The following is a 12,410-nucleotide window of genomic DNA, read 5'->3' as shown; positions in this document are numbered from 1 at the left end:
TTGAATGCCAAGGTCGAAAAGGGAATCCGGCGGGAACGGCCGTTAAACCGGACAGGGCGGCTCCGCTCCCTCGCGGGAAGGCGCACAGGCCACCTTCCGGCGGGCAGGCCGGATCGTGGCGACGCCCGCCGTGGCCAATGTCAGGCCAAAGAGGATCACCACGCAAAACGCCGCGGGCAATCCCGCCCAGGCCGCCAGCATGCCGATGAGCGGCGGGCCGGAAAGAAAGCCGGTATAGCCGATGGTGGTCACCGTGGCCACGCCGGGGCCCGGCCCCTCCTCATGGGCCCGCGCCGCGGCGCCAAAAATGATGGGGACCAGGTTCGCCACGCCGCAGCCGACCAAGGCGAAGCCCACCAGCGTGGCCGCCCAGGCGTGCCAGCTCACCGCCAGCAGCATTCCCAGGGCGATGACACAGCCGCTCCACCGCATCGTCCGCACCGCGCCGAAGCGATGCAGCAGCCAGTCCCCCGCTCCGCGTCCGCTCGCCATGGAGAGGGAAAAAACGGCGAAGGCGACCGGCGCGCCGACCAAAGAGACGCCGACGACGCTGTGCGCGTAGACCGCGCTCCAATCCAGGAGCACGCCTTCGCTGAAAAGGGCGAGAAAAGCCAGGCCCCCCAGTTCCAGCAGCGTCTTGTTGGGCAGGGAGAGCGTCCGGCTCTCCTTGGCCTTGGCCGCAACGGGCGCCGGCGGATCGGCCAACAGCTTGCCGCGCGTCGAAAAAGCCATGAGCATGAGCAGGGCGGGCATGGTTCCAAGCAGCATCGTGGCGGAAGCTCCATGGTGCAGCGCCACGCTCAGGAGAAAGGCGGAAGTCAGGCCGCCGAAGCTCCAGAACGCCTGAAAGGAGGAAAAGATCGGCTTGCCCGCCGCCCTTTCCACCGTGATCCCCTGCGCGTTGATGGAAACGTCCAGCATCCCCTTGCACGCGCCGAAGACGATCGCCGCGGCCACTAGGCAGTAGAAATTCGGCGCCAGCGCCAAGAGGACAAGCCCGGCCGGAAAGGCGAAGCTGCCGAAGGCGGCGACGGCATGGCTGCCTTTCCGCGCGATGAGCCGCCCGGCAAGCGGCATGGAGATCAGCGCGCCGACTACCAGTCCCGCCAGGACGCCGCTCAATTCCTTAACGGAAAGATCGAGCTTGTGCTGGAGCGCGGGAATAAGCGCCGCCCAGGTGCCGAAGGTCATGCCGTCGACGAGGAAAAGCGTCGAAGCGGCCCAGCGGGCCCGGTTGACGGGATTCATCGTGCGGGCCGAAAGCGAGTCATTCATGAAAGATGGAATCCATCCTTACCGCGTCGCCACAACGTCCGCAACCGACTTGGCCTAAACAGTTTCTCTGGCATTGAGGACTTCGCCCAGCCTCTCTGTACGCCGTTTGCTAGGGCGTCAAAATGCGCGAATCGACCGTCCGGAAGCGGTTGTTCCCCTCCCCGTCCTGATAACGCTCCACCGTTTGCCGGAGACGCCGCTCCCCCTGGACATGGACCCGGCCCTGGCGATCCTGGGAAAGAGATTGGCCCACGGCATAGAGGGTGAAAACGTCGCCGCGCGCCGTCGCCAGCGGAAGGATTTCCCGCAGCAGCTCCTCGGAAGATTCCCCGCCGTCGGCGATACCCTTGATCTCCGCCAGCTGTCCCGGCGAGGAGTAGAGGTCAAGGTTACCCACCCGGTAGGCCACGCCCGCTTCCGCCACGCCGCCCAGGTTGGTGGAGGCCAGGACCCGCCCGGCTACGTTGCCGGCCAGGGAAAGCGCCGCGTTGGAGGAAAGCGGCATGCCCAGCTCGCCGCCTCCGGCGATCTGCGCGGTCGCCACCGCCCCCGCGATCAGCGCGGCCACCGGCAAAGGCCGCGTCAGGGACGCTCCGTCGGCCCCGTTCAGCCCCAGGTCGGCGTTCACGTTCACCCGCCCGGCGACGACGGCGTTGGTGCCGTGGAAAACCTCGTTCGTCACCAGCACCAGCGGCGAGGGCGCCTCTCCCCCCATGGGCGCGACGAAGAGATCGAGCACCGCCCAATCCGGGATAAAGCGGGCTCCGTCGTCAGTCGTTTGGGGCTGCAGGCGCAGCGTGCGCCACGGCGTGCCAATAAGGGCCCCGCGCACTCCATGGGCGGAACAGACGCCCGTATGCAGATATCCCAGCTCCCCCACGGAGCGGACCACGCCCAGAGGGTTGGCGGCCGAGCCCTTCGGCGCGGGCAGCGCGTAGCCCAGGGCCAGCTTCCCGTCCGGCCCGGTGTCCTGCGCCGGGCGGCAGGCGGGATCGGGCGCGCTTCCCAACGTGGCGCGGGAGGAGCCGCCGTCCCGGCCAAAGCTGTTTCCCGTTCCGGGTTGAAAATCCCCGGCTTGGCGATTGGCCATCGGATCGTCGACGGAAACGGAAACGATCGCCGCGGCGGAATCCGCCACCGGCAGCGCGTCGATGGGATCGACCGACGGCGCGCTCTCCACCACGCCGCCGGCACCGTCCAGGAGCACCACCCGCAGCTGCTTAAGGGAGCCCGGCACGGTGGCAAGGCTCAGGCGGCGCGTGATCGTGGCATAATGGCCGGGCGCCAGAACGGACGGCCCGGCCCCGTCGTTCACCTCGCCCGCCGCGATCGGTGCGAGCGCCGCCGCGTCCAGAGAGGAAGAAACGACCTCCAGGCGATAGGCCGTCAAATCGATGCCGCTCCATCCCGCCCCGTTCGGCGGAATCGGCGGCAAATAGAGCCGAATTTTGAAAACCAGCGATGCGCCGTCCCGGGCCGCCCCGATTTCCGCCACGCGCGGGGCGCGGCCCACGCCCAGCCGGTTGCCGCCCGTGCCGCTCCAGGGCAGGCCGCGCGTCTCGTCATCCAGACGGAGCGGCTCGATGGACGGAAGGGCCGATTCCGCGCTCCGCACGTAGTCGATGATGTCGACGGCCATCTGCAACACGTCGGAACCGCTCCGTCCCGCCGCGCTCAGTTGATACTTTACGCCGAAGGCCTGCCGGTCCGGCGGCAGGAACGGCCATTGCGGACGCGCCAATTCATTGGTAAGCAGGGAGAGCGTCCGGTTCACCCCGTCCGGGGAGAGGTTCTGCAGGGAACCCGGATCGGCGTCCGGAGAGCGCAGGATATCCAGGAACAGCGGCGAAAGCCCGTTGGTCATCCCCGCCCGCGTGGTCAGGACGATGCGCGCCTCGCCGAACATGTTCCGCTCCGGCGCGTGGTTGAAGGCGGTTAGGGAAAACCGGTTCGTGGCAACCACCCGCTCCATGCCCGGCAGGCGGGCCGTTTCCGCGACCGACTCAAAGGGCCGGACCGCCCGCGCATTCGTCACCGCCTCCACCTGCTCCAGCCCCAGGCCGGGCAGGACCATCAGGGCCACGTTCCCCGGCTGCGCCGGATAAGCGGAAAGGCCGTTCTCCCGCCGGGCCGCCGTGTTCAGGTCGATCTTCGCCCCCTCATCGTCCACCCAGTAGGCGTAGCGGCCCACCACGGGGTTTTGCGGGTCGTAGGGGGGCAAATTCGCAGCCGTTCCGCCCAGTTTGAGGACGTAGATCCATCCCGCCCGCATCGAGCCGCCGGAGGGAGAAACGAGGCCAACCCGTGGCCGCAGGAGGAAGGAGGGGTTGAGTTCCGCCGCCTCGTCCGGACCGGCGTTCCCCGGCGCGGCGCCGGAGGAAAGGGCCACCGCGTTCGTCCCCGTCATCGTCCCCAGCCCGTTTTCCGTCCGGGTGGGAAAGGCCGCCAGGCGTCCTGGGCCGGAAATCCAGGCCGTGTTCGTCGTCCCCAGCGCCGCGGCCATTCCGCTTAAGCCGGTGTCCAATCCCGCCTCGGCATAGACCTCCGCCAGAACGCCGTCCAAATGGGAGTGGGAAGCGCCCAATTCCATCTCCATGTTGGAGAGGAAGCCGACGACCAGCACCGAAATAAGGCTGATGAAGAAAAGGGTGATGAGGAGGGTCGAGCCCGCTGCGCGCCGTTGCACCGCCCGCAGGATGGAGGGGCCGCGCCGGGACGCCAGCGCAAAAACGCTTCTAAGCCCCCGCCCTCTTTGAGAAGATCCTTCCTAGCGATGAGCCCCCAGGACCGCCGTCTCCGCCGCATCGGCTGGTGCGTTTCCCTGGCCCTTCACGGCCTCCTGGCCGTGGGAGCGGCGCACTGGCTCGCCCACCCGCCGGAGGCCGCCGTCCGGAGCGGCCTCTCCTCCGTGGAGGTCCAGCTTGTCGCCAGTCCGGAGCCCGCTCCGGCTCCCCCCGCGGAAACCCTTCCCCCGGATGCCACGCCCGATCCGGAACCGGAACCTCTGCCGGAAACGGCCCCCACCTCCCAGCCGGTGGCAAAAGCCGAACCCGCGCCGGAAACCACCCGCCGCGCGGAAGCCGCCGCCGCATCGCAAGGCACCCTCTCCGCCCAGCCCGATTACCTTCACAATCCCGCCCCGGAATATCCCCCGGCCTCCCGGCGGGCGCGGGAGGAAGGGACCGTCTACCTTTCCGTGGAAATCGACGAGCGGGGCTCTCCCGTTCGCGTCACGGTTTCCCGCAGCTCCGGATACCCCCGGCTGGACGCCGCCGCGCTGCGCACCGTCTCCCGTTGGCGTTTCAGCCCGGCCCGCCTGGGCGGCGTGGCGGTGGCGTGCAACGCCGTCGTCCCCGTCCGCTTCGAGCTGAAGGATTAGGCCTGGGGCCGTTCCGCGTAGCGGCGCAGCGCCTGGTCCAGGGCCTCGGAACGCAGGGGCTTCGTCACGTAATCGTCCATGCCGTGATCCAGGCACTTCTGGCGGTCCCCGTCCATCGCATGCGCGGTGACGGCGATGATCCAGGGCTGCGGGCCGCCGCCGGAGCGGATGCGCGCCGTCGCCTCAAAGCCGTCCATGCCCGGCATCTGCACGTCCATGAGCACCACGTCAAACGGCTCTTTCCGGAGGCGCTCCAGACAGGCCTCCCCGCTCTCGACGCCCGCCGGCTCATAGCCCAGTTTTTGCAGGAGGAGCGTGGTCAGCCGCCGGTTGGTGGCGTTGTCTTCCACCACCAGGATGCTGGGGAGCCCGCCCCCCACCGTTCCCGCAATGGGCCGGGCAGCGGACGGCGCGGAAGCCGCCGCCCCTTTTTCCGCGGCACGGCAGGCGATGGTGAACGTAAAGGTGGTTCCTTCCCCTTCCCGGCTCTCCAGGGAAATTTCCCCGCCAAAAAGCTCGGCCAGCCGCTTGCAGATGGCCAGGCCCAGGCCGGTGCCGCCGTAGTGGCGGCTGGTGGAGGAATCGGCCTGGCTAAAGGGCTTGAATAACCGCGCCTGCGCGGCCGGGGAGATGCCGATGCCGGTGTCCCGCACCTGGAAGCGGATGAGGAGGCGCCCGTCCGCCAGCTTTCTCTCCACGTCCGCCGCCACGGAAATGCCCCCCTTTTCCGTAAACTTCAAGGCGTTGCCCACCAGGTTGATCAATATCTGCCGGAGGCGAAAGGGATCGCTGAGCACCGTCTCCGGCACTTCCGGCGCCGTCTCTCCGCGCAGGGCCAGCCCCTTGGCCGCCGCCGCGTGGGTGTTAAAGTCCAGGACATCCTGCACGCAGCGGCGAATGTCCACGGGGACCGACTCCAGCCCCAGCTTGCCCGACTCGATCTTGGAAAAGTCCAGGATGTCGTTGATCAGGCTGATGAGCGTCTCCCCGCTGGTCTGGATCGTCCGGACGTATTCCCGCTGGTCGGGCGTCAGGTTCGTATCCATGAGCAGGTGGGTGAAGCCGATCACCCCGTTGAGCGGCGTGCGGATCTCATGGCTCATTACCGCCAGGAAGTCGCTCTTGGCCCGGTCGGCCGCCTCCGCCTGCTGCTGCGCGTGGCGGGCGGCCTTCAGGCTTTTGTTGAGGGTCACGTTCGTCACCTCGTTCTGCGCGATGGCGGCCAGATCCTTCAGCAGGGCCAGTTCCTCCTCCCGGAATTCCCGGGGCTTCACGTCCAAGACGCAGAAAGAGCCCAGGCAGTGCCCCTGCTCGGAAAAAATGGGAATGCCCGCGTAGGCCCGCAGGCCCGGCTGGCCGGTGACCAGCGGATTGTCGGAAAAGCGCTCGTCCCGCCGGGCATCCGTCACGATGAGGGGCTGGTGCCCCAGGATGGTGTGGCCGCAAAAGGAAATGTCCCGGGAAACATTGGGGGAAGACATCCCCGGGCTCGACTTGCACCACTGCCGGTCGGAATCGATCAGGCTCACCGACGCCATGGGGAAATTCAGCGCCGTCAACGCCACGCGGGTGAGACGGTCGAAGCGCTCCTCCGGGGGAGTGTCCAGGATGTGCAGCTCGTGGAGGGCTTGGAGCCGCAGACTTTCGTTCTTGGGGCGCGCCGGGGCGATCATTCGCAGAAAAATTATCGACCCCTTTCGCCCTTCTGGCAAACCGAAGCGCGCCGATTTTTACCTAGGCCGAATCGACATTTTCATTCCTTTTGTCCGCGACCTTTGCTAAAGGATTCCTCCTTCGGAACGGGGGTATAGCTCAGTTGGTAGAGCGTCTCGTTCGCAATGAGAAGGTCAGGGGTTCGAATCCCCTTACCTCCACGCTTCCGAAACGCTCCCCCTCCCCCCTCTATTCCGCCGACGCCATCAGGGTCGCCAGATTCTGCCGCAGCAGGGGATTGGAAATCACCGCCCGGTTATCCACCATGCTGGAAATTTGCAGCGCCAGCGGCTTTCCCGTCAGGCCGATATAGGGCCCCCAATAAGCGTCCAGCCACTCCTGGGGATTGCGCCCGGTGATCCACTTCGATTGCAGGGACGTGCTTTGCCGGGCCCAGAAACGGCCCTGGCTGTCCTTAAAGACCACGAAGTCGGCATGATACTCCCGGGTCGATGCATACCCCCATCGGAATTCGATCCAGTGCGCCTCCACCCCGTTCAGGGTCAGGATCTGATAGAGTTTCCGGGCGTATTCGTCCCCTTTGGAAATGCTCCCTTTTTCCACCGTGGCAATCCGGTCAACCAGATCGGTCACGGAGTCCGCTTGAACATTTACCAGGGGAAGGAGCGCCAACAAAACCACCGCGATTTGAGCCGCCGTGCTTTTCATAGGTGAATGTAAGCGTGAATCATACTAAAGTCAACCAAATGTCTTATTTTAAGGGAATATGAGTAGAATTCATTAGAGGATTGAACTACTCCTCCCTTTGCCCGCAAATGGGGGGACACCATGCCCCGCGCCCTCCTCTCCGTTTCCGACAAAACCGGCCTCGCCGACTTCGCCCGCGTCCTTCATCAGGCGGGCGTCGAGCTGATCTCCACCGGCGGCACCGCCCGGGCCCTGCGGGAAGCGGGCCTGCCCGTGCGGGACGTTTCGGAAATCACCGAATTCCCGGAGATGATGGACGGCCGGGTAAAGACCCTGCATCCGAAGATCCACGGCGGCCTCCTCTACCTGCGCGGCCAGGCCTCCCACGAGGCGGAAGCCCGCCAGGCCGGGATCGAGCCGATCGACTACGTCGTGGTCAACCTCTACCCGTTTGAGGAAACCATCGCCAAGCCCGGCACCACCCTGGCCGAGGCCATCGAGAACATCGACATCGGCGGCCCCTCCATGCTCCGCAGCGGGGCGAAAAACGCCGCCAGCGTCACCGTCGTCGTCGATCCGGCCGATTACGGCCGCGTCGCCGCCCAGGTGGAGGCCCAGGGAAAGACCGCCCCGGAACTCCGCGCGGAGCTGGCCGCCAAGGTCTTCGCCCACACCAGCTACTATGACGGCCTCATCGCCTCCTACCTGGACCGCCAGCGCGGCCAGGCCGGGGAGCCGCCGGAGCGCATCGCCCTGCCCCTGCGCCGCGCCCAGGCCCTCCGTTACGGGGAAAACCCGCATCAGAAAGCCGCCCTCTACGGCCGCTTCTTCGACTCCTTCCAGCAGCTCCACGGCAAGGAACTCTCCTACAACAACCTTTTGGACATCAGCGCCGCCGCCGAGCTGATCGGCGACTTCGCCGGGGCCGCCCCCACCGTCGCCATCCTCAAGCACACCAACCCGTGCGGCGTCGGCAGCGCGGCCACGCTGGCGGAGGCGTGGGAGCTGGCCTACGCCACCGACCGCCAGGCCCCCTTCGGCGGGATCATCGCCGTCAACCGCCCCCTGGACCTCCCCGCCGCCCAGGCCATCGCGGAGATCTTTAGCGAGGTCGTCGTCGCCCCCGACTTCCTGCCGGAAGCCCGCGCCCTGCTGGAAAAGAAGAAAAACCTCCGCCTCATCGTCAACCGGTGGCGGGAAACCCCCGGCGCCGTCGGCGTCCGCTCCATCGTCGGGAACTCCTTCCTGGTTCAGGACGCAGACCAGGGCGCGGAGGAAGAAGGCGCCTTCCAGGTCGTCACGAAGCGCGCCCCCACGGAGGCGGAATGGGAAGCCCTCCGCTTCGGCTGGAAAGTCGTCCGCCACGTGAAGTCCAACGCCATCGTCTACGCCGGGCCGGGCCGCACCCTGGGCGTCGGCGCCGGGCAGATGTCCCGCGTCGATTCCTCCCAAATCGCCGTCTGGAAGGCGGGCCAGGCCGGGCTGCCGCTAAAGGGCAGCGCCGTCGCCTCCGACGCCTTCTTCCCCTTCCCGGACGGCCTCATCGCCGCCGCGGAAGCCGGGGCCACCGCCGCCATCCAGCCGGGCGGCAGCGTCCGGGACCCGGAGGTCATCGCCGCCGCCGACGCGCGCGGCGTGGCCATGGTCTTCACCGGCCGCCGCCATTTCCGCCACTAACCTAAAAGGAGAACCCCATGCCCCTCCCCGAAAAATCCCAACATCTGGTCAACGTCTGGGCCGAGATCTTCGACGAATACCTGCACCGCGCCGGCATCGCCGAGCCGTGCGATCCTTTTTACATGGAGCAGGGATTGGAGCCCTCCGAAGAGAACATCATCGCCTCCCGCTCCCACGGCGCCATCTTCTCCCAAACCGACCGCCTCCAAAAGGCGCTGGGCGCGACCACCGCGGACCTGCAGGAAGCCCTCCGCCCCCACATCGCCCGCCGCTACTCCTCCCTGCGCGTCGAGAACCCCGACCTCTACATCAACGGCCAGCTGGAAGACTTCGCCAAGACCCTCGCAACGGGCAAGTTCCCCCTCTACTCCCGGGACCAGGACATGAAACGGCGGCTGGAAACGGCCCGCTACGAGATCCCGGAAGAACCCGCCGCCGGAGACGCCGAACTCGATACCCGCGCGCCGGACTACTTCAACGGCATCCGGCGCTACATGCGCAACCTGGGCCAGGCGCGCCTGCAAATCCCCTACCTGGACCAGGAACGGGAAGTGGAAAGCTGGCGCGAAGCGCTGGACGCCGCCATGGAGCAAACCGTCCGCAAGGCGGAAAAGACCGTCCTGGAAGGGACCTTCGGCGAGCGCAAGCATCTCCCCGCCCCCGGCCAGGACCAATCCCCCGGCCTCGACCACGGCAAGACGTAGGCCGACCCGCCCTCCCATGAGCCTTTTCCCATCATCCAAAGCGGGGCGCTGGATGCTCGGCTTGGCAGGCATCCTCGTGGCCGTGGCCGGGGCCTTCACGGCGTGGAGGCTGACCGTGCATAACGAGGGCGTCGTGGAGCCCGGCGCGCTCTACCGCAGCGCGCAGCTAAAATCAGCCGCCTTGGAAAAGGAAATCAAGGCGCGCCACATCCGCACCGTCATCAACCTGCGCGGAGAGAATGACCGCCTTTCCTGGTACCGGCAGGAAGTGGAAATCTGCCGACGACTGGGAGTTCTCCATCTGGACGTCGCCCTGAGCGCGCGCTCCCTCCCCGATCCGAAAAACCTCCTCCGCTTGCTGGAATTCTACCAAACCGCGCCGCGCCCCATCCTTTTACACTGCCGTTCCGGCTCGGACCGCACGGGACTGGCCGTGGCCCTCTTTGAAATCGACCAGCAGCATCTTCCCTGGCAGCAGGCCAAGACGGGCCTTTCCTGGCACTACGGCCACTTCGCCCTCTACCCCTATTTTGAAATGGACGAGTTCGTCGAGCTCTACGGCCAAAGCGGCGCCAGCTCCCTCACCGAATGGGCCCAAAAGGATTACCCCGCCGTCTATGCCCGCGAAATGCAGGAAAGCCGGCGGCACGAGATGCTGGAGCCGCTGGAATTCCTTTTGACGGGGCGGCCGTAGCGCTGCCAAGCGCGCCCGGAAAACTAATCGCTCAACTCCACCTTCCACGAATTCGGGTCGAGGAAGTGCCGCCACGACTCGTGGGTGCGCAGGGTGTGGTTGACGTGGAGAAAGGGCCGCCACTTCGGCTTGCGCGGGCGGCGCATGAGGGGCATGTGCGCCTCGGACGGCGTGCGGTTCCCCTTCCGGCTATTGCACGGCATGCAGGAGCAGACGATGTTCTCCCACGTCGTCCCGCCGCCGCGTTCCCGGGGGATCACGTGGTCCAGGTTCAGGCGGGAGGTCTCAAACCGCTGGCGGCAATATTGGCAGGTGTAGTCGTCCCGCTCGAAGACGTTGTGCCGGGTAAATTTCACCTCCTTGCTCGGCAGCCGGTCGAAGAAGAGGAGCAGGATGATCTTAGGCACCCGGACGTCGAAGCGGATCGTGCGGACCCGCTCCTCATCCACGGAGGATTCGGCGGGCGCATCCAGCCACTGGTCAAAGTTGAAAGTCTGGTAGGGCTGGTCGCCCACGGAGACGACCTGGGCGTGGCCCTGATAGAGGAGGGTGAAGGCGCGGCGCGCGGAGCAGAGATTGACCGCTTGCCACAAGCGGTTCAGGACCAGAACGCTGCTCTGGATGCCATGGGCCATTCCGGATATCTCCTTTAGCAGGCCTGCCCCTCTCTTGTCAATGCGGCGGGGGCGCCACGATCCCCCACAGTTCCTCGCGCTCCCGGTCGGTCAGGAGCCGGTTCAGCGGGGCTTTCAGGTGCTGGGCGTCGGCCGCCAGCACCGTGTTCCTCCATCCCGGCAGGGAAAAGAGGAGTACCCGCCAGTGCTTCCCCTGCGCCCCGTCGAACTCCAACACGGCGGCGGGCGCGGGCGGGCGGCTGCCCAGTTCCCGGTTCCACTTCGCGCCGGTCCGGCGCAGCCAGCCGGTCAGATCGGCGGCCTGCGCGGGCGTCAAAGGCGCGGGCGCGGCGCCCTCCACGGAAACGGTGCCGCCCCGGACTTCCCCGAAGCGAACGATGCTGAGCCCCCAATGAAGCAGGCTGACCGCGCCGCATACCGCCAGCAGGATGGCCAACATGACGGCGACGCGCTGGAGACGCCGTTTCATCGGTTGTTCAGTTCCGCCATGCGGAAGGAAAGAGCCTGCCGCACCGGCGCCAGATACCCCACCAGGGACAGAAACATGTTGCGCAGCCGCCGCGCCAGCGGCCCGCGCAGGGTGGCCAGGCGGGTGAGCCGGTCCGTCTCCTGGACGACGCGGCGGGCCACCTTCCGGCGCGCCTTTTCCCAATCCTCCAACGCGTCGCGGTCCCCTTCCCGCAGGGCGCGGCGCAGGGCTTCCGCCAGGCTGACAGCGTCCTGCAGGCCGGTGTTCATCCCCTGCCCGCCCGCCGGGCTATGGACATGGGCGGCGTCCCCCGCCAAAAGGACCCGCCCGCTGCGGACCGCCCCCGCCAGCCGGTGATGGACGCGGAACCGGGAACTCCACCGGATCTCCCGCACGCGGACAGGCTTGGCCGCCGGGCCGCGCGCGTCGAGGAGAGCCTGGATATCGGCCAGGTCCGGCTGGGGCGGCGCGGATTCCTGCGTGGCCACCACCCGGTGGTGGCCGCCGGGCAACGGCACCAGGAGCAGCATTCCCTCAGGCGCCAGGAACAAGGAAGGCGGGAAATCCCCCTCCAAAACCGCGTCCGCCAGGACAAACGATTCCTCATAGGCCGCCCCCGTGAACGGGATGCCCGCCTGCTCCCGGACAACGCTGTGCATGCCGTCGCAGCCGACGACCCACTGCGCGCGGACCTTTTCGCCCCCTTCCAAATGGACGTCGATCCCGTCGGTGCCAATGTCCAGGGACGCCACCTTGCGCGGACGGCTCACCTCGCCGCCCAAGACGCGCAGGCGGTCCAGGAGAATCGCCTCCGTCCGGTTCTGGGGGATCAAAAGGACATAGGGATAAGGCGTCGGCAGGCCGTCGAAGTCAAAGCGGACCAGTTCCTTGTCCCGGTCCCGGACAAAAAAAGAAGAAGCCCGGATTCCCTCCGCGATCAGCGCGGGCGTCACCCCCAGCGGCTCCAGCACCTCCAGCGTCCGCGCATGGACCACGGCGGCCCGGGAGGTATTGGCCCCCTCCCCCTGGGCGTCGAGCAATAGGACGCTGGAAACCCCCAAATGCCTCAAAGCGGCGGCCAATGCCAGCCCCGTGGGACCAGCCCCGACGATCACGATCTCCGCTTCCGCAGGCAGGGTACTCATGAAGATTTCCCTACCATAACCTATAAGGAGGAAAAAGAAACCGGGGGTAAGTGGATTGACTTATTACGGGG

Annotated in this window: 11 protein-coding genes and 1 tRNA gene; 5 read left to right on the top strand and 7 right to left on the bottom strand. The window is 66.9% G+C overall.

Annotated features, from left to right (window positions below):
• Window positions 1-42: 42 nt before the first annotated feature.
• Both PW734_11690 and PW734_11685 read right to left on the bottom strand, forming a co-directional pair.
• Entirely contained in the window at window positions 43-1,275 is a 1,233-nt protein-coding gene (locus PW734_11690) for an MFS transporter (protein ID MDE1171847.1), read from the bottom strand.
• 109 nt (window positions 1,276-1,384) lie between these two features.
• Window positions 1,385-3,961 (bottom strand): hypothetical protein, encoded by a 2,577-nt coding sequence (locus PW734_11685; GenBank protein ID MDE1171846.1) that lies wholly within the window; start codon window positions 3,959-3,961, stop codon window positions 1,385-1,387.
• A gap of 87 nt (window positions 3,962-4,048) precedes the next feature.
• On the opposite strand from PW734_11685, the gene PW734_11680 reads away from it, so the two are divergent.
• Window positions 4,049-4,654: an energy transducer TonB gene (locus tag PW734_11680; protein ID MDE1171845.1), complete on the top strand. Its 606-nt coding sequence runs from the start codon at window positions 4,049-4,051 to the stop codon at window positions 4,652-4,654.
• On the opposite strand, the gene PW734_11675 is transcribed toward PW734_11680, so the two are convergent.
• Window positions 4,651-6,327, bottom strand: a complete 1,677-nt coding sequence (locus PW734_11675; GenBank protein MDE1171844.1) for an ATP-binding protein — start codon at window positions 6,325-6,327, stop codon at window positions 4,651-4,653. The genes PW734_11680 and PW734_11675 overlap by 4 nt on opposite strands.
• Before the next feature lie 128 nt (window positions 6,328-6,455).
• Here PW734_11675 and PW734_11670 point away from each other — a divergent pair.
• Window positions 6,456-6,528: transfer RNA gene (locus PW734_11670), tRNA-Ala, on the top strand.
• A gap of 28 nt (window positions 6,529-6,556) precedes the next feature.
• Here the strand turns inward: PW734_11670 and PW734_11665 are convergent.
• Complete coding sequence (locus tag PW734_11665; GenBank protein MDE1171843.1) at window positions 6,557-6,961, bottom strand: hypothetical protein; 405 nt, start codon at window positions 6,959-6,961, stop codon at window positions 6,557-6,559.
• Between the two features lie 195 nt (window positions 6,962-7,156).
• On the opposite strand from PW734_11665, the gene purH reads away from it, so the two are divergent.
• Genes purH through PW734_11650 form a run of 3 tightly spaced genes read left to right on the top strand, consistent with a single transcriptional unit; the run spans window position 7,157 to window position 10,090 of the window.
• A complete protein-coding gene (purH, locus tag PW734_11660; GenBank protein MDE1171842.1) occupies window positions 7,157-8,692 on the top strand; it encodes a bifunctional phosphoribosylaminoimidazolecarboxamide formyltransferase/IMP cyclohydrolase in 1,536 nt (511 codons plus the stop codon).
• Between the two features lie 17 nt (window positions 8,693-8,709).
• Complete coding sequence (locus PW734_11655; protein MDE1171841.1) at window positions 8,710-9,396, top strand: hypothetical protein; 687 nt, start codon at window positions 8,710-8,712, stop codon at window positions 9,394-9,396.
• Between the two features lie 16 nt (window positions 9,397-9,412).
• A complete protein-coding gene (locus PW734_11650) occupies window positions 9,413-10,090 on the top strand; it encodes a tyrosine-protein phosphatase (GenBank protein MDE1171840.1) in 678 nt (225 codons plus the stop codon).
• A 23-nt stretch (window positions 10,091-10,113) separates the two neighbouring features.
• Here the strand turns inward: PW734_11650 and PW734_11645 are convergent, their stop codons facing one another.
• The 3 genes from PW734_11645 to PW734_11635 are packed head-to-tail and all read right to left on the bottom strand — an operon-like array spanning window position 10,114 to window position 12,339.
• The gene (locus PW734_11645) at window positions 10,114-10,725 is read right to left on the bottom strand and encodes an HNH endonuclease (GenBank protein MDE1171839.1); all 612 of its coding nucleotides are present in this window, start codon (window positions 10,723-10,725) and stop codon (window positions 10,114-10,116) included.
• 37 nt (window positions 10,726-10,762) lie between these two features.
• On the bottom strand, window positions 10,763-11,194 hold the full coding sequence (locus PW734_11640; protein ID MDE1171838.1) for a hypothetical protein: 432 nt from the start codon (window positions 11,192-11,194) through the stop codon (window positions 10,763-10,765).
• Window positions 11,191-12,339, bottom strand: a complete 1,149-nt coding sequence (locus PW734_11635) for an FAD-dependent monooxygenase (GenBank protein MDE1171837.1) — start codon at window positions 12,337-12,339, stop codon at window positions 11,191-11,193. Before PW734_11635 ends, PW734_11640 begins: the two co-directional genes overlap by 4 nt.
• Window positions 12,340-12,410: the final 71 nt, after the last annotated feature.

Origin of the sequence: Verrucomicrobium sp., assembly GCA_028283855.1 — a bacterium.
Classification (GTDB): Bacteria; Verrucomicrobiota; Verrucomicrobiia; order Methylacidiphilales; family GAS474; genus GAS474.
The sequence above is the reverse complement of the archived record's forward strand: the minus strand, read 5'-3'. Positions and strand labels throughout refer to the sequence as shown.

Excerpts from the sequence above, each read along its gene's own strand:
- PW734_11675 (MDE1171844.1), bottom strand. The coding sequence starts at position 6,327 with ATGATCGCCCCGGCGCGCCCCAAGAACGAAAGTCTGCGGCTCCAAGCC.
- purH (MDE1171842.1), top strand. The coding sequence starts at position 7,157 with ATGCCCCGCGCCCTCCTCTCCGTTTCCGACAAAACCGGCCTCGCCGAC.
- PW734_11690 (MDE1171847.1), bottom strand. The coding sequence starts at position 1,275 with ATGAATGACTCGCTTTCGGCCCGCACGATGAATCCCGTCAACCGGGCC.
- PW734_11650 (MDE1171840.1), top strand. The coding sequence starts at position 9,413 with ATGAGCCTTTTCCCATCATCCAAAGCGGGGCGCTGGATGCTCGGCTTG.
- PW734_11640 (MDE1171838.1), bottom strand. The coding sequence starts at position 11,194 with ATGAAACGGCGTCTCCAGCGCGTCGCCGTCATGTTGGCCATCCTGCTG.
- PW734_11655 (MDE1171841.1), top strand. The coding sequence starts at position 8,710 with ATGCCCCTCCCCGAAAAATCCCAACATCTGGTCAACGTCTGGGCCGAG.
- PW734_11635 (MDE1171837.1), bottom strand. The coding sequence starts at position 12,339 with ATGAGTACCCTGCCTGCGGAAGCGGAGATCGTGATCGTCGGGGCTGGT.
- PW734_11645 (MDE1171839.1), bottom strand. The coding sequence starts at position 10,725 with ATGGCCCATGGCATCCAGAGCAGCGTTCTGGTCCTGAACCGCTTGTGG.
- PW734_11680 (MDE1171845.1), top strand. The coding sequence starts at position 4,049 with ATGAGCCCCCAGGACCGCCGTCTCCGCCGCATCGGCTGGTGCGTTTCC.